Genomic DNA, 14,269 nt, shown 5'->3' on the forward strand with positions numbered 1-14,269 from the left:
AGACTGGACCGATGAGAAGCGCCACCCTCTGGCCCGACCATCTGCTCCCCGATCATCACGTTCCACCGCCCTGGCCGGGCCGGGAGGTCCGCCTCGACGGCCTGGTGACGTACGTGCGGGACACCCCGGCCACCGCCGCTGGCGCGGAACCCGCGCTGTACGTGCACGGGTTGGGCGGGTCGTCACAGAACTGGACCGACCTGGCCGGGCTGCTCGCCGACCGGCTGGACGGTCAGGCCATCGACCTGCCCGGCTTCGGTCGCAGTGAGCCGGGTCCCCGTTACACAATCCCGGCCTTCGCGGATCTTGTCGTCCGCTGGATCGAACACTCCGGTCGGGGCCCGGTGCACCTGTTCGGCAACTCGCTGGGCGGCGCGGTCGCGGTGCAGGTCGCCGGGCTCCGGCCGGACCTGGTCCGTACCCTCACCCTGATCTCCCCGGCCCTGCCGTTTCTCGACTTCCGTCGCTCGTTGCAGGGGCGCATGCTGCCGGTGCTCGCCGTCCCGCGGGGTGAGCGGCTGGTCGCCCGGCACCTCACCCAGCTCGCCCCCGAGGTGATGGCCCAGCAGGTGCTGGAGGCGTGCGTCGCCGACCTGAGCCGGATCTGCGACCAGCGTCGGGCCGAGGCGCTGGAGGAGATCCGGGTGCGTTACGAGGCGGAGCACTATGCCGCCGCGTACGTCCGGACGTTCCGCGGACTGGTCTCCAGCTTCCTGCGGGCGTACCTGCCGGGGTCGGGTTCGCTGTGGCGGCTCGCCGCGGCGGTGCGCGCGCCGACCCTGGTGGTGGGCGGCCGTCAGGATCGCCTTGTCGACGTGCGGGTCGCTCCGCAGACCGCCCGTGTCATCCCGGACAGCCGGTTGATGATGCTCGACGGCGTCGGTCACGTGGCGCAGTTGGAGGTGCCCCGCCTGGTCGCCCGGGCGGTGGTCGGCTTGCTCGCCGAAACGGAGGACACCGCCAGGCGGTCCGATCTGGCAGGCTGACCTGGATGCCCAGCTCAGTCCACCGTCCCGGTCGCCGTCAGCGACGCCTCGCGCTGCTCGCCCAACTGGTGGCGGTGGTGGTGGCGGTCGGCGCGGCGGTGATCGTGATCGCCGAAGGGCCGGCCGGGCATCCCAGCGCCGACCGGTTGGCCGCCGACGAGGTCGGCACGCTGCCGCCGCTGGTGGCCGCGCCGCTGCCGCCGTCGGTCGGTCCGTCGCCCTCCGCCTCGGTCGCGTCCAGCCCGTCGCCGGTGCTGCGGGTGCCCGGTGCGGTCCCGAGCGCCGGCACCGGGACATTCGGCTACGACGCCCGTTCCGGCCCGGTGCTGGGTCGCGCGGGTGAGCTGCGGCGGTACCGGGTCGCGGTGGAGTCGGGCAGCGACGAGGTCGCCGCGGACTTCGCGCAGGCGGTCCAGGTGGCGCTCGCCGGGCCGGGCAGTTGGGTCGACAGCGGCAGGCTACGGCTGCAGCAGGTGCCGGGGGACGCGCCTCGCGACTTCACGGTCTACCTGGCGACCGCCCGCACGGCGGGTCGGATGTGTGCCGACGGCGGGGTGGACATCCGGATCGGGGGGCGGCCGTACACCTCCTGCCGGGCACCCGGCCAGGTGATCATCAATCTGGATCGGTGGCGGCTGTCCGTGCCGCACCTCGTCTCGGCTCGCGTGCCGCTTGACGTCTACCGGACGTACGTGGTCAACCACGAGGTCGGTCACCAGCTCGGGCACCGGCACGAGCGCTGCCCGGGCGCGGGCCGGCCGGCGCCGGTGATGATGCAGCAGACGCTCTTCCTCAACGGGTGCCGGGTCAACCCGTGGCCGTACCTCGACGGACGCCGCTACGCCGGCCCCGCCCTCTGAACGGCACTCCGTCGGCCCACCATCAGGCGTCTTGCCGGAATAACGGCAAAAACGGAGATATGCCCGAATAATCTGGCAGGCTCGACGTCATGACGCCGTCGTCCCCTTACGGCCCGCCCTCGCCGCCCGACCGGCCGGGCCGGTCGGCGTACGAAGGCGCGCGTCCCACGCTCGTCCGGATGCGCCGGCGGCGTCGCCGCGCCCTGCTGCTCGGCGCGCTCGTCGTCGTACTCGCCGCCGGCATCGGCGTGACGCTCAACCGGGACGGCGAGCCGCCGGCCGACGCTCCCGTCACCAGCCAGGGCGAGATGGGCCACGGGGGTGGGGCGCCCGCGCACCCGGCACCCACCAGCTACCCCTCGGTCGGAGCCGGACGCTTCACGGCAGCCGACGGTGCGACGCCTGTGCACGGCACGGACGGTCCGCTGCGCCGTTACCGGGTGGTCGTCGAACGCGGCACCGGCCAGGACGCCGCCGCCTTCGCCGCCAAGGTGGACGAGGTGCTGACCGACAAGCGCAGTTGGATCGCCTCGGACGAGCTGCGGGTGCAGCGGGTGGCTGACGCCGGCGCGGCGGACTTCACCATCTACCTGGCCACCCCTGTCACGTCCGAGCGGATGTGCGCCGAGGGCGGGTTGACCACCGAGCGCTACACCTCCTGCCGCCTGCCCGGCCAGGTCATCATCAACCTTGCTCGCTGGATGGAGGCGGTCCCCGACTATGGTGCCCCGCTGGACACCTACCGCACCTACGTGATCAACCACGAGGTGGGCCACGAGTTCGGCGAGGAGCACGAGGCCTGCCCCGGCCCGGGGGAGCCCGCCCCGGTGATGCAGCAGCAGACGTACGGCCTGCGCGGCTGTGTCGCGAACGCCTGGCCCTACGTCGACGGCCGTCGCTACGCGGGTGACATCGTCCCCTGATCGACCGGGTCGTCGGTTATTCCCGCTCCCGCATCGCGGACCAGTGTCGTCCCTCATGGCCGAGCGGGGCTTCCGCGAGCGACAATGGCGCGGTTCACACCGCCGATCCCGGGGAGTCCACCGTGTCGTTGCCCCCGCTCGTCGAACCCGCCGCCGAGCTGACAGTTGACGAGATCCGCCGCTACTCACGCCATCTGATCATCCCGGATGTCGGCGTGACCGGGCAGAAGCGGCTGAAAAACGCCCGGGTGCTCTGTGTCGGCGCTGGTGGCCTCGGCTCGCCCGCCCTCCTGTACCTTGCCGCGGCCGGAGTCGGCACGCTCGGCATCATCGATTTCGACACCGTCGACGAGTCCAACCTTCAGCGTCAGATCATCCACGGCGTGTCCGACATCGGCCGGTCCAAGGCCGAGTCCGCCGCCGCGTCGATCCGCGAGATCAACCCCCTGGTCCAGGTGGAGATCCACAACACCGCGCTGGACCGGGAGAACGTCCGGGAGATCTTCGCCCAGTACGACCTGATCGTCGACGGCACCGACAACTTCGCCACCCGTTACATGGTCAACGACGCGGCGGTGCTGCTCGGCAAGCCGTACGTCTGGGGCTCGATCTACCGCTTCGACGGCCAGGCGTCGGTGTTCTGGGCCGAGCACGGCCCGTGCTACCGCTGCCTCTACCCGGAGCCGCCACCGCCCGGCATGGTCCCCTCCTGCGCCGAGGGCGGCGTGCTCGGTGTGCTCTGCGCGTCGATCGGCTCCATCCAGGTGAACGAGGCGATCAAGCTGCTGACCGGCATCGGTGAGCCGCTTGTCGGCCGCCTGATGGTCTACGACGCCCTGGAGATGGAATACCGCAAGATCAAGGTCCGGAAGGACCCGAACTGCGCGCTCTGCGGTGACAACCCGACGGTCACCGACCTGCTGGAAGACTACGAGGACTTCTGCGGCGCGGTCTCCGAGGAGGCCCAGGAGGCGACGCTCGACGCGACGATCACCGCGCTCGAGCTCAAGGAGTGGCAGGACGCCGGCAAGGACATCTTCCTGGTCGACGTACGGGAGCCCGCCGAGTACGAGATCGTCCGAATCCCGGGCGCCACCCTGATCCCCAAGGGCGACATCATCTCCGGCGAGGCGCTGGCGAAGCTCCCGCAGGACAAGCAGATCGTGCTGCACTGCAAGTCCGGCGTCCGCTCGGCGGAGGCCCTCGCCGCGGTCAAGGCGGCCGGTTTCCGCGACGCCGTGCACGTGCAGGGCGGCGTGCTCTCCTGGATCAAGCAGATCGATCCCTCGCTGCCCGCGTACTGAACGACGACCGGGGCCGGCGGCGGGCCACTCACCCGCCCCGGCCTCGGCCGATTCCCCGAGGCGCGACGACCTTCACGCAGGTAGCGTGACCGCCGTGGTGGACATGGACGCCGCTATCGGCTTCGTCGTGGCGCACGGGGACGCGGTCGACCGTGCGCGTCTCTCCCGGCTGCGCACCGGTGCGCCGGTGCCGGACCGGGTGCTCGACGCCGCCGAGGCCGGGCAGACTCCCGACGGCGGCTGGCCAGCCGTCCTGGACGGTGCCGTCGGCTCCGTCGACGCGACCTGCTTCCGCCTGGCCGAGCTGGACGACCTCGGTGCCCTCGGCCGCCCGGCAGCCCGGCACGCGTTGGACTGGCTCGCCGCCTCCCAGCTGCCCGACGGTGGCTGGGACGAGGACCCGTCGCTGGCCGACCTCGCCCCGGAGTGGGCCCGGCCCGGCGACCCGGAGGCCCGCCTCTACCTCACCGCCAACGCCGGCTTCTGGCTCAGCGTGGGCGGGCTGGACGCCCGGGCCGCCGGGCCGCTGGACCACCGGGTCGGCGGGTCGTACGCCGGGGTGGTGCAGGCCGCCGCGCAGGCGCTCGCCGCGCAGCTCGCCCCGGACGGCCGGTGGCCCTCCTTCGTGCCCGCCGGTTGGCTGAGCGCGGCCGTGCTGCACCGGCAGGAGATGTACTACGAGTCGGCGCTGATCCAGTCGGTGCTCGCCGAGCGAATTCCCCAGCTGTCCCCGGCGGACGTGGCCTGGCTGGCGGGGACGCTACGCCGGGTCGACATGGGCGAGGAGCACTGGTTGCTTGTCGCGGCCCGTGAGCGGCTCACCAGGACCCAGCGCAGCGACGGCGGCTGGGACAGCGACGACGGTCACCAGTTCGACGTGCACACCACGCTGCGGGCGATCCGGGCCTGTCAGCCGGTCACGTCAACTGGCTGATCACAAGCGGCCACCAGCCGTCCGGGGCGAAGGCGGCCGGATCGATGCTCTCCAACACCGTCCGCAGCGTCTCGGCCCGCTCCGCCCGGCCCGCCTTGCCCTCGTCCGCCTCGACGAAGAGCGCGAACTGGTAGAGGAACTCGACGAACGTGCGGAAGCTGCTGTTGACGCCCTGGATGTCCTTCTGGTTCAGATCGAACTGGAGGATCTCACCGTTGCGTGGGTCCAGCACGTAGAGCAGGTCGGGGTTGTCGGCGACCGCGCCCACCACGATCAGCCGGATGTCGAGCGAACCGTCCTCGGTGCTCAGCTGCATGGTGTCGTACAGCTCGATGTCGTCTTCGAGGAAGGCCGTGTAGACGACCGCCACGTCGAGCGGGATCTCGTCACCGGCGGGGAGCAGGTCGGGGCCGAGGCCCCCGTCCAGCCACGCCTCACGCGGGTACGGGATGAGCTCGTCCTCGTGCCACAGGGCACGGAACCGAGGGTCAGCGGCCATGACGATCCTTCGTGGTCACAGGAGTCGGGTCGGTCAGGACGACAGGCCGGCGGCGATCAGCAGACGCCGCCAGTTGTCGGCGTACTCGCCGGCGTGCCGGCCCTTGCGCAGCCGCTGCTCGGGGGCGGCGGGACCGAGGACGATGGCCGTCAGCTCCGGGTAGCGGGGGCCGAGGACGTGTTCGTCGAAGAACGTGTCGACGCCGGGGGCGATGATGGTGAACTCGACGTCCTCGTCGGGGTGCTCGTACTGGTAGACGTAGGCGCTGGACTCCATGTAGTACACGTCCAGGTCTTCCCGGTCGAGGTAGAGCGGGTCGCCGCCGCGGATCTCGGACCGTAGGCCGGTGGGGACGCTGTCGATCTCGTAGCCGACGATCAACGGGCTGCCCATCGGGTCGGTCGGGTCGACCTCGTCCTCCGCCCAGGCCTGCGGGGTGAGGATCTCCTTCGGCGCGTGGAACCGGAAGTTGTCGCCCTCCAGGCGCTGGAACAGGGCGTAGACCTCGGCGACGCCGGGCAGGTCGGCGATCGGCTCCAGCGGGGCCGCCCCCTCGATACGCACACCGAAGCCGTGTTCGGCCTCGACCCGGGTGAGCAGCTCCAGCTTTTCGGCGATCCGGGCGAGGACGGTGGGGTCCGCGCCGGTCATGGCAGGAACTTCACGATGATCGGGGTGCCCTCGGGGACGTCGCGCAACGCCACGGAGATATCGCTGCCGAGCTGGCGGTTGGTCCAGGCGTCCATCAGCCTGAGGTTAGCGTATTCGTCCTTTCCGTCGAGTTGCAGCTCGTGGATATGGTCCGGGTCCAGTCCCTCGCCCCGGGCCCGGATCGGCCCCCGGCCGTCGTAGAGGCGATCGACGAGTTTCTTGTTGGCCAGGTACTGGTTGGTCGTCCGGTCACCGTGCTGCTGGGTCAGCTTCTCGTTCTTCGTCAGCCGACGGATCACCCGGTCCCGGAAGACGTTGGTGCGGGTCCGGGTGCCCGGCTTGGTCCCTCGGCCCCCGCGGTGGTAGACGTTGTTGGCCGTCCGGTCCGACTTCGCCTTGCTCAGCCGGCCCTCCTGGCCGAGCCGGACCAGGTCCCTGGCCTTGCGGTCGAAGTCCTTCTTGTCGAAGTCCGGGCGGTTGCGCAGCACCAGCACGGCCGGGCCGCGGGGGGTGGTGCCGGCCGTCTTGGCGGTGCGGAACACGTCGGCGTTCTCCAGGAACGCCGAGACGATCCTGGCGCCTTTCGCCTGCGTCTGCCGGGGCGGCGAGGTGCGCTTCTTAGCCATTGAGCACCGCGTCCACCGCCATGCCGATCAGCTGGTCGATGATCAACCCGGTGATCATCTTGAAGATCGGGATTTCCAGCAGCGACGCACCGAAGGTGACCACAGCTGTCGCGATCGCCTGCGCGATCTGGATCGCCAGCAGGATGAGCTGCACGATCACCTGGATCTTCAACGCCAGCACGATGCCCGCCCCGGCCATCAGCCCGATGGCGATGATGTTCGTCGGGTCGGTGGCGTCGGCGATGTTGCGCGCGGCCGACTCCCCGTCGTTCCACTCGTCGGCGAAGGCGGTGAAGCTCTCGCCCCGGTTGGTGTCCAGCACCATCCGCGCGGCCGACTCCAGCTGGGCGACCGACCCGTTGATCCGGTCGGCCATGCCGGTCCACTCGCCGGCGAGCTGGAACAGCGCCGTCTCGTCCGACTCCGGCCAGTCGTACCCGATCATCGAGAGCAACGACACCAGCTCACCCGGAAGCGTCAGGCCCACCGTGACTCCTTTCCCCGTGCGGCGGGCTCAGCTGCCGAGCTTGCCGAGAATTGACTGGAAGAGGTCGCCGACGCCCTCCTCGACGGCCCGGTACCCGTCCGCCATCGAGTGCAGACCGGCAGCGTAGTTGTCCAACTCGACGAGGTTGGTGCTGAGGCACTCGGTCAGCCCGTCCACACAGGCCTGGTGGGCAACGCCGAGCAGCATCCCGATCTCGTCGCCGCCGAAGGCCTGCGGGTAGCTGCCCACCGCCGCCTGGAACGCCTCGAAGGCCTGCCCGACCTGCTCCTTGGCCTGGGCCAACTGTTCCGCTCCGCGGCGCACCGAGTCGACGTCGACATCCAGCGGGTCCATCGTCAACTCTTCCCGTGCAGTTTCCGCATGGTCTCGCCGACCGCGAGGGTGATCTCCCGCATCTGCCGCAGGCCCTCGTCCTGGAGCCGCTCCACGGTGGCGGCCATCGCGGCCAGGTCAGGCATCGGCTCCGTCCCCGCCGCGGCCCCGTCCTGCCCGTCGAGGGCCGCGTTCACCGCCCGGCGCAACTCCTCGGCGAGCTGCTCCGAGCCCTCGCGCAGCACCCGGGGATCGAGGTCGACGGCGCTGACCCGCCGGTCGCTGCCGACGGTGACCCGGATCCGCCCGTCGGCCGCCTCGCCCACCGAGTCGACAGGTTCCGGAGGCGCGACGGTGCGGCTGACATCCCGCAACGCGGCACGTGCCTGCGCCAGTTGCTCCTCCAGGGCCTTCTCGCCCAGCATGTCGCCTCCCCGGACTAGCCGCGCCGAATCGACCTCAGACTAGCGACCCGGCGCACAGCGGTGGGACTGCGTCCACCGAGGACGCTCACTCGCGCAGGTGCCCGTCCCCGGTGACGACGTACTTGGTGCTGGTCAGCTCGGGCAGGCCCATCGGGCCACGGGCGTGCAGCTTCTGCGTGGAGATGCCGATCTCCGCGCCGAAGCCGAACTCGCCGCCGTCGGTGAAGCGGGTCGACGCGTTCACCATCACCGCGGCCGAGTCCACCCGCGCGACGAATTGCCGGGCCGCGCTCGCCGAGTCGGTGAGGATCGCCTCGGTGTGCCCGGTGCCGTAGCGCCGGATGTGCCCGACGGCCGCGTCCAGGGACTCGACCACCGCGACCGAGATGTCGGCGGACAGGTATTCGGTGGCGAAGTCCTCCTCGGTGGCCGGGACCACGGCGGCCGAGTACGCGGCCACCTCGGGGGAGCCGTGCACGGTCACCCCGGCCTCGGCGAAAGCGGCAAGCATCGGCGGCAGGAACGCGTCGGCGACACCGGCGTGCACCAGCAGCGACTCGGCGGTGTTGCAGGTGGACAGGCGCTGTGTCTTGGCGTTCAACGTCACCGCGACGGCCCGCGACACGTCGGCGGCGGCGTCCACGTAGACGTGGCAGTTGCCCACCCCGGTCTCGATCACCGGCACCGTGGACTCCTCGACGACGGTGCGGATCAGGGACGCGCCACCACGGGGGATGAGCACGTCGACAAGCCCTCGGGCGCGCATCAGCTCCTTGACCGAGTCGCGGGAGCTGGCGTCGAGCAGTTGCACCGCGTCGGCTGGGAGCCCCGCGTCGGCGACCGCGTCGCGCAGCACCGCGACAAGCGCGGCGTTGGAGTGCGCGGCCGAGGACGACCCGCGCAGCAGCGCCGCGTTGCCGGACTTCAGGCAGATCCCGGCGGCGTCCACGGTCACGTTCGGCCGCGCCTCGTAGATGATGCCGACCACCCCGAACGGCACCCGGATCTGGCGCAGCTCCAGCCCGTTGGGCAGGGTGGAACCGCGGACCACCTCGCCGACCGGGTCGGGCAGCGCGGCCATCTGGCGCAGCGCGTCGGCGATGCCGGCCACCCGACCCGCGTCGAGGGCGAGCCGGTCCAGCACGGCCGCGCTCAGCCCGGCCTCCCGGCCGGCCGCCAGGTCCGTCTCGTTCGCGCTCAGGATCTCCGGGGTACGCGCCACCAGCGCGTCGGCCATCGCCACGAGCGCGGCGTCCTTGACCGTACGCGTGGCCACGGCCAACTCCGCGGCGGCGTCCCGCGCCCGGTGCGCCTGCTCGACGACACTCATGCCAGCTCTCCTCGGTGGTGGGAAGATCCTCTGCTCACAGCAGGACGAGGTCGTCGCGGTGGACGACCTCTCGTTCGTACGCCGGGCCCAGCGCCGCGGCGAGTTCGGACGTGGAGCGGCCGAGCAGCCCCGGCAGCTCCACCGCGTCGTAGTTGACCAACCCGCGGGCGACCGACGCGCCGGCGGTGTCCACCAGGTCCACGGGGTCGCCAGCGGTGAAGGTGCCGTCCACGGCGGTGATGCCGGCGGGTAGCAGCGACTTGCGCCGCCCGACGACGGCCGCTACCGCGCCCGGGTCGAGGTGCAGCCGCCCCCGGGGTGACGTGGCATGGGCCAGCCAGAACAGCCGGGCCGTCGGGCGTTGCCGTTGCGGATGGAACAGGGTGCCGACCGGGTCGCCGGCCAGGGCCGGCGCGGCCAGGTCGGCGGCGGTGAGCACCACCGGGATGCCGAAGCCGGTGGCGATCCGGGCGGCCTCGACCTTCGTCACCATGCCGCCGGTGCCGACGCCGGAGCGGCCGGCCCCGCCGATGGTGATCCCGGCGAGATCCGCGTCGTCACGCACCTCCGCGATCCGGGTCGAGTGCGGCTTGCTGGGGTCGCCGGTCCAGAGCGCGTCCACGTCGGAGAGGAGCACCAGCAGGTCGGCGTGCACAAGCGCGGCGACCAGGGCGGCCAGCCGGTCGTTGTCACCGAACCGGATCTCCTGGGTGGCGACCGTGTCGTTCTCGTTGACGATCGGCACCGCCCCCAGGTCGAGCAGCTTGCGCAGCGTCCGGTACGCGTTGCGGTAGTGCGCCCGTCGGGTCACGTCGTCGACGGTGAGCAGCACCTGCCCGACGGTGCGGCCGTGCCGGGCGAAGCTGGTCGCGTACCTGCCGATCAGGAGGCCCTGCCCGACGCTGGCGGCGGCCTGCTGGGTGGCCAGGTCGCGCGGGCGTCGGGGCAGCCCGAGCGGAGCGAGGCCGGCGGCGATCGCGCCGGAGGAGACGAGCACGACCTCGCGTCCCTCGCTGGTCAGCCGGCCGAGCGTGTCGACGAGCGTGTCGACGCGCTCGTCGGCCAGCCCGCCGGTCGCGGTGGTCAACGAGGAAGATCCGATCTTGACGACGACCCGCCGGGCTGCCGTGACTGCGTCGCGCACCCGACCATTCTGCGTGGTCACGGCCGCTGCGCCCGGCGGCCTTCCCATATGGTGGCGGATTGTGACTCCTGACGAGTACGTCGAGGCGGTGCTCGACCTGGTGGAGCGGATCCCGGCGGGCCGGGTGATGTCGTACGGCGCGGTCGCCGATGCGCTCGCCGAGTGTTCGGGTCGTGCCTCGGCGCGGCTGGTGGGCAGCATCATGGCCCGACACGGCGGCTCGGTGCCGTGGCATCGGGTGGTGACGTCGGGTGGCCGGTTGCCGCCCGGCCACGAGCGGGAGGCGCGGTCTCGACTGCGCGCCGAGGGGGCGCCGCTGCGCGGCGAGGGCGTGGACATGGCGGCGGCCGGATGGTCGCCGGAGGAGGGGCCCTGACCACCGACGGAACGCCGCCCCGGGCCGGGGCGGGGCACCGTGCGGTTGTTCAGAGCGGAATGGGGGACGGCACCACGTTGTCGTCTGGCTTGAGGTCGGGCCACCAGCGGCCCTGGGCGTCGCCGTGCACGACGGAGAAACTCACGGTGTCGGCGTCGGCACCCGGCTGGGCGGGTACCCGTTGGACGAACGTGTAGCGGCGCGACTCACCAGCCGGTACGCCCGGTAGCAGGCACCCTAGTTCGGTCGTGTCCCACAGTTTTCCCGATTCGCATCGGGCCCAGTCTCCGCCCGCCCGTTCGCCATGTTCGATGTTGCGGAACGTCACCCGAGGCGCGTCGACCGGGCCGGCGTTGGTGACCGTGAAGACGGTGGTGAGTTCACGTCGGGTGTCCGCACCGGCAACCTCGACCAGCTCGTGGGTCATGCTCACCCTCAGGTCGGTGAGCCGGGGATCCGGTCCGAACGTCGTCGGGCCGTCGGTCTGCTCGAACCGCTGCCCGTCCCACCGGTACGTCCGCACCTGTTCCCGCCGGAAATACGCGGGGACCTCGCAACACGGCACGATGTCGGCCACCGTCACCCGCACCGAACCGGTCGGGGTGATCTCCGCCGCGAGGACATCCTTGAACTCGTCGTCGGTCCGGACCACCCGGCCCACCGTCACGATCCGGTCGTCGGAGTTCCGCTCGAAGGCCACCACCTGCTTCGCCGACGCTTCGCCGTACCGACAGGCGACGATGGCGATGGTCTCGTCGGCGCCGTCGCCATCGACATCGCCGTACTCGAACTCGTTGTCGGCCAGCTCCGACACGTAGGTCTTCTTCGTGTTGGTCTTCAGCCGGACGTTCGAGGTGGTGCAGCCGCCCTCCGCCATGCCCGCCGGCCAGTTCGGCAGATCCACAGGTGTGGCGAGCAGTTGCGCCCGACTGATTCGCCCGTCCGGGCCGGTCGGGGCGGTGCCGGTGGGTGTCGGCGTCTGGGTCGGCGACCCGGTCGGCGTGGGCGTCGGCGGCGCCGGCGTGGACGGGGCCGGCGGTGGGACGGACTCCACCGGCACCGGCGGAGTCCGGTCGGCGTGCAGCGCGGCGTTGATGACGACGGGGGTCACCCCCAGGACGACCGCCGCCGCCGCGGCGGCCGCCGTCATCCGTCGGCGTCGGCGCAGGAGCTGCCGGGCCTTGTCGGGACCGGGACCGGCCACCTGGCTGATCACGTCATTGCGGTACGCGCCGAGCCGATCGCGCAGCAGCGGGTCGAGGTCAGACATCGCGTACCCCCTCGGTGTTCTCGTCGAGCAGCGCGGCCAGGGCGGCCCGGCCGCGGTGCAACCACGACTTGACGGTGCCCTCGGCCACCCCCTCCTGCGCGGCGATCTGGCTGACCGACAGGTCGGCCAGGTAGTGCAGGATGACCGCGCGGCGATGGTTGGGCGGCAGTTGCGCCAGCGCCGCGTCGATGGCGACCCGGTCGGGTGTCGGCCCGGCCACCTCGGCCTCGGTGCGCCGTTGTCGCAGCAGGTAGTCGCGGGCGGTGCGAAGGCGTCGCCAGCGGCTGTGTGCCAGGTTCCAGGCGACCTTGCGGACCCAGGCCACCGGGTCGTCGTAGCGGACCAGGCGGTCCCAGCGGGCCAGCGCTCGGTAGAACGCCTCCTGGGCCAGGTCCTGGGCGTGGCCCAGATCCCCCGTGTACGCGCAGAGCTGGGCGGTCACGCTGCCGAAGTGCGCGTGGTAGAAGTCGTCGAAGGTGATCGTCTCGACTGCCGAACCGGCCGTCCGTACCGCCGGTGGCTCGTTGGCGCGGGCTCCCATCGTTGACGTCACTGCCCCTCCCCCGTGACCGCCAGGCTGATCTGCCCCGCGGTGGTAACACTCTGAAACTGCGGACACGGTTGCGGCATCGCTGCCGGCAACCTGACTAGTTAGATGTCCGCGACGGGCCGGCAGGTTCATGACCGCAGGAGGGGATGTGAGCTCCACCGCAACGTGAGTAATATTCGGCCCCATGAAAACGCCGCCGGGCGCCGGCTCGCTGCCTCGACGGGTGCACGTCGGCTACGCGCTCGGCTCCCTGGCCACCGGCGCGTTCGGCACCGTGCCCGGTCTGCTGCTGCTGCCGTACCTCACCGACACGCTGGGCGTGGCCGCCGGCCTGGCCGCCCTGCTGGTGCTGCTGCCGAAGGCATGGGACGTGCTCGTCAACCCGGTCGCCGGGCGGATCTCCGACCGCACCCGATCGCGCTGGGGCGCCCGCCGGCCGTACCTGCTCGTCGGCGGTCTCGCGCTCGCCGTCCTGTTCGCGTCGATCTTCGCCGCGCCGTTCGGTAACGGCTCGGTCGCGTACGTGGCGTTCGCCTTCCTCGCCACCGCCACCGCGTTCGCCTTCTTCCAGGTGCCGTACGTGGCGATGCCGGCGGAGCTGACCGACGACTACGCCGAGCGCACCCGGATGATGACCTGGCGGATCGCGGTGCTGGCGCTGGCCATCCTGGTCTCCGGCGCGGTCGCGCCGCTCGTGGTGAGCGCCGGTGGGGGCGGCGTGGCCGGGCACCGGTGGATGGGCCTGTTCGTGGCGGCGCTCATCGCCCTCGGCGCCCTCGGCGCGTTCTTCGGCACCCGGTCCGCGCCGACCGGCGCGGTGGGCGGCAGCGAGCCCACGCTGCGCGCCCAGCTCGCCGTTGCCGGCGCCAACCGCCCGTTCCGGGCGCTGCTGATCTGCTTCGTGGTGCAGTCCGCCGGGGTGGCGACGATCCTGGCCGGGGTCAACTACTTCGCGGCGCAGATCCTGCGCGACGAGCAGAGCGGGCCGACCTTGCTGTTCGTCTGCTTCGTCGGCCCGGCGCTGCTGGTGATGCCACTCTGGACCCGGATCGGTGCCCGGCTCGGCAAGCGGACCGCGCTTGTCGTCGGCTCGCTGATCCTCGCCGTCGGGGCACTCGCCCTGGTCGCCGCGCCGGTGCTGCCGCCGGTCGCGGTCTACCTGGTGGTCGCGCTCATCGGCGTGGGGTACGCCGGGCAGCAGGTCTTCGCGTTGGCGATGCTGCCGGACTGCATCGCGTACGACACGGCGCGCACTTCTCGACGGCAGGCGGGTGTCTTCACCGGCCTGTGGACCGCCGGGGAGACCCTCGGCCTGGCGCTCGGCCCGGGCATCTACGGACTGGTGCTCCAGCTTGCCGGCTACGTGTCCTCGGACACCGGCTCGGCAGCCGCCCAGTCCGACACGGCGAGACTCGGCGTCCTCCTCGGCTTCACCCTGATCCCGGCCCTGCTGATCGCCCCACCAGTCCTCCTCCTGAGCCGCTACACCCTGACCCCCGCCGCCCTGGCCGCCGCCACCCGCCCCGGACGGGTCGATCATGGAGTTGTGGTGGGGGACGAAAGCCGTTGAC

General features: G+C 71.7%; 17 protein-coding genes. 7 read left to right on the forward strand and 10 right to left on the reverse strand.

Annotated elements, in window-relative coordinates; translation table 11 throughout:
* The first annotated feature begins 11 nt into the window (after positions 1-11).
* The 5 genes from ACLQ29_RS13950 to ACLQ29_RS13970 all read left to right on the forward strand — a co-directional run bounded on the left by ACLQ29_RS13950 (position 12) and on the right by ACLQ29_RS13970 (position 5,007).
* Complete coding sequence (locus ACLQ29_RS13950) at positions 12-986, forward strand: alpha/beta fold hydrolase (protein ID WP_425771992.1); 975 nt, start codon at positions 12-14, stop codon at positions 984-986.
* A 5-nt stretch (positions 987-991) separates the two neighbouring features.
* A complete protein-coding gene (locus tag ACLQ29_RS13955) occupies positions 992-1,846 on the forward strand; it encodes a DUF3152 domain-containing protein (protein WP_425771993.1) in 855 nt (284 codons plus the stop codon).
* A gap of 89 nt (positions 1,847-1,935) precedes the next feature.
* A complete protein-coding gene (locus ACLQ29_RS13960) occupies positions 1,936-2,769 on the forward strand; it encodes a DUF3152 domain-containing protein (protein WP_425771994.1) in 834 nt (277 codons plus the stop codon).
* Positions 2,770-2,891: 122 nt separating this feature from the next.
* Positions 2,892-4,073, forward strand: a complete 1,182-nt coding sequence (gene moeZ / locus ACLQ29_RS13965) for an adenylyltransferase/sulfurtransferase MoeZ (RefSeq protein WP_425771995.1) — start codon at positions 2,892-2,894, stop codon at positions 4,071-4,073.
* Between the two features lie 85 nt (positions 4,074-4,158).
* The gene (locus ACLQ29_RS13970) at positions 4,159-5,007 is read left to right on the forward strand and encodes a squalene--hopene cyclase (protein WP_425771996.1); all 849 of its coding nucleotides are present in this window, start codon (positions 4,159-4,161) and stop codon (positions 5,005-5,007) included.
* Here the strand turns inward: ACLQ29_RS13970 and ACLQ29_RS13975 are convergent.
* The 8 genes from ACLQ29_RS13975 to proB form a co-directional block, all read right to left on the reverse strand.
* Complete coding sequence (locus ACLQ29_RS13975) at positions 4,991-5,506, reverse strand: SUKH-4 family immunity protein (protein WP_425771997.1); 516 nt, start codon at positions 5,504-5,506, stop codon at positions 4,991-4,993. The genes ACLQ29_RS13970 and ACLQ29_RS13975 overlap by 17 nt on opposite strands.
* A 33-nt stretch (positions 5,507-5,539) precedes the next feature.
* The gene (locus ACLQ29_RS13980) at positions 5,540-6,157 is read right to left on the reverse strand and encodes a hypothetical protein (protein WP_425771998.1); all 618 of its coding nucleotides are present in this window, start codon (positions 6,155-6,157) and stop codon (positions 5,540-5,542) included.
* Positions 6,154-6,783 carry a hypothetical protein gene (locus tag ACLQ29_RS13985; RefSeq protein ID WP_425760366.1) on the reverse strand — a complete coding sequence of 210 codons (630 nt, stop codon included), beginning with the start codon at positions 6,781-6,783 and terminating at the stop codon, positions 6,154-6,156. The genes ACLQ29_RS13980 and ACLQ29_RS13985 overlap by 4 nt, the downstream gene beginning before the upstream one ends.
* The gene (locus ACLQ29_RS13990) at positions 6,776-7,270 is read right to left on the reverse strand and encodes a hypothetical protein (protein ID WP_425771999.1); all 495 of its coding nucleotides are present in this window, start codon (positions 7,268-7,270) and stop codon (positions 6,776-6,778) included. The genes ACLQ29_RS13985 and ACLQ29_RS13990 overlap by 8 nt, the downstream gene beginning before the upstream one ends.
* A gap of 27 nt (positions 7,271-7,297) precedes the next feature.
* Positions 7,298-7,624: a hypothetical protein gene (locus ACLQ29_RS13995; protein ID WP_425772000.1), complete on the reverse strand. Its 327-nt coding sequence runs from the start codon at positions 7,622-7,624 to the stop codon at positions 7,298-7,300.
* A 2-nt stretch (positions 7,625-7,626) separates the two neighbouring features.
* Entirely contained in the window at positions 7,627-8,028 is a 402-nt protein-coding gene (locus ACLQ29_RS14000) for a YbaB/EbfC family nucleoid-associated protein (protein ID WP_425772001.1), read from the reverse strand.
* A gap of 85 nt (positions 8,029-8,113) precedes the next feature.
* The gene (locus tag ACLQ29_RS14005) at positions 8,114-9,358 is read right to left on the reverse strand and encodes a glutamate-5-semialdehyde dehydrogenase (RefSeq protein WP_425772002.1); all 1,245 of its coding nucleotides are present in this window, start codon (positions 9,356-9,358) and stop codon (positions 8,114-8,116) included.
* 34 nt (positions 9,359-9,392) lie between these two features.
* Positions 9,393-10,502 (reverse strand): glutamate 5-kinase, encoded by a 1,110-nt coding sequence (gene proB, locus ACLQ29_RS14010; protein WP_425772003.1) that lies wholly within the window; start codon positions 10,500-10,502, stop codon positions 9,393-9,395.
* 61 nt (positions 10,503-10,563) lie between these two features.
* On the opposite strand from proB, the gene ACLQ29_RS14015 reads away from it, so the two are divergent.
* Positions 10,564-10,878: an MGMT family protein gene (locus tag ACLQ29_RS14015; protein WP_425772004.1), complete on the forward strand. Its 315-nt coding sequence runs from the start codon at positions 10,564-10,566 to the stop codon at positions 10,876-10,878.
* A 49-nt stretch (positions 10,879-10,927) separates the two neighbouring features.
* Here the strand turns inward: ACLQ29_RS14015 and ACLQ29_RS14020 are convergent, their stop codons facing one another.
* Both ACLQ29_RS14020 and ACLQ29_RS14025 read right to left on the reverse strand, forming a co-directional pair.
* Positions 10,928-12,148: a hypothetical protein gene (locus ACLQ29_RS14020; RefSeq protein ID WP_425772005.1), complete on the reverse strand. Its 1,221-nt coding sequence runs from the start codon at positions 12,146-12,148 to the stop codon at positions 10,928-10,930.
* On the reverse strand, positions 12,141-12,701 hold the full coding sequence (locus ACLQ29_RS14025; protein ID WP_425772006.1) for a SigE family RNA polymerase sigma factor: 561 nt from the start codon (positions 12,699-12,701) through the stop codon (positions 12,141-12,143). The genes ACLQ29_RS14020 and ACLQ29_RS14025 overlap by 8 nt, the downstream gene beginning before the upstream one ends.
* 181 nt (positions 12,702-12,882) lie before the next feature.
* Here ACLQ29_RS14025 and ACLQ29_RS14030 point away from each other — a divergent pair, with 181 nt between their 5' ends.
* Positions 12,883-14,268 (forward strand): MFS transporter, encoded by a 1,386-nt coding sequence (locus ACLQ29_RS14030; protein WP_425772007.1) that lies wholly within the window; start codon positions 12,883-12,885, stop codon positions 14,266-14,268.
* The last annotated feature ends 1 nt before the right edge of the window (position 14,269 follow it).

Source organism: Micromonospora sp. DT228, from assembly GCF_049841595.1.
In the GTDB taxonomy this organism is placed as follows: domain Bacteria; phylum Actinomycetota; class Actinomycetes; order Mycobacteriales; family Micromonosporaceae; genus Micromonospora.

Coding starts and splice junctions, on each gene's coding strand:
- ACLQ29_RS13950 (WP_425771992.1), top strand. CDS start 12: ATGAGAAGCGCCACCCTCTGGCCCGACCATCTGCTCCCCGATCATCAC.
- ACLQ29_RS13955 (WP_425771993.1), top strand. CDS start 992: ATGCCCAGCTCAGTCCACCGTCCCGGTCGCCGTCAGCGACGCCTCGCG.
- ACLQ29_RS13960 (WP_425771994.1), top strand. CDS start 1,936: ATGACGCCGTCGTCCCCTTACGGCCCGCCCTCGCCGCCCGACCGGCCG.
- ACLQ29_RS13975 (WP_425771997.1), bottom strand. CDS start 5,506: ATGGCCGCTGACCCTCGGTTCCGTGCCCTGTGGCACGAGGACGAGCTC.
- ACLQ29_RS13980 (WP_425771998.1), bottom strand. CDS start 6,157: ATGACCGGCGCGGACCCCACCGTCCTCGCCCGGATCGCCGAAAAGCTG.
- ACLQ29_RS13985 (WP_425760366.1), bottom strand. CDS start 6,783: ATGGCTAAGAAGCGCACCTCGCCGCCCCGGCAGACGCAGGCGAAAGGC.
- ACLQ29_RS13995 (WP_425772000.1), bottom strand. CDS start 7,624: ATGGACCCGCTGGATGTCGACGTCGACTCGGTGCGCCGCGGAGCGGAA.
- ACLQ29_RS14000 (WP_425772001.1), bottom strand. CDS start 8,028: ATGCTGGGCGAGAAGGCCCTGGAGGAGCAACTGGCGCAGGCACGTGCC.
- ACLQ29_RS14005 (WP_425772002.1), bottom strand. CDS start 9,358: ATGAGTGTCGTCGAGCAGGCGCACCGGGCGCGGGACGCCGCCGCGGAG.
- ACLQ29_RS14020 (WP_425772005.1), bottom strand. CDS start 12,148: ATGTCTGACCTCGACCCGCTGCTGCGCGATCGGCTCGGCGCGTACCGC.
- ACLQ29_RS14030 (WP_425772007.1), top strand. CDS start 12,883: ATGAAAACGCCGCCGGGCGCCGGCTCGCTGCCTCGACGGGTGCACGTC.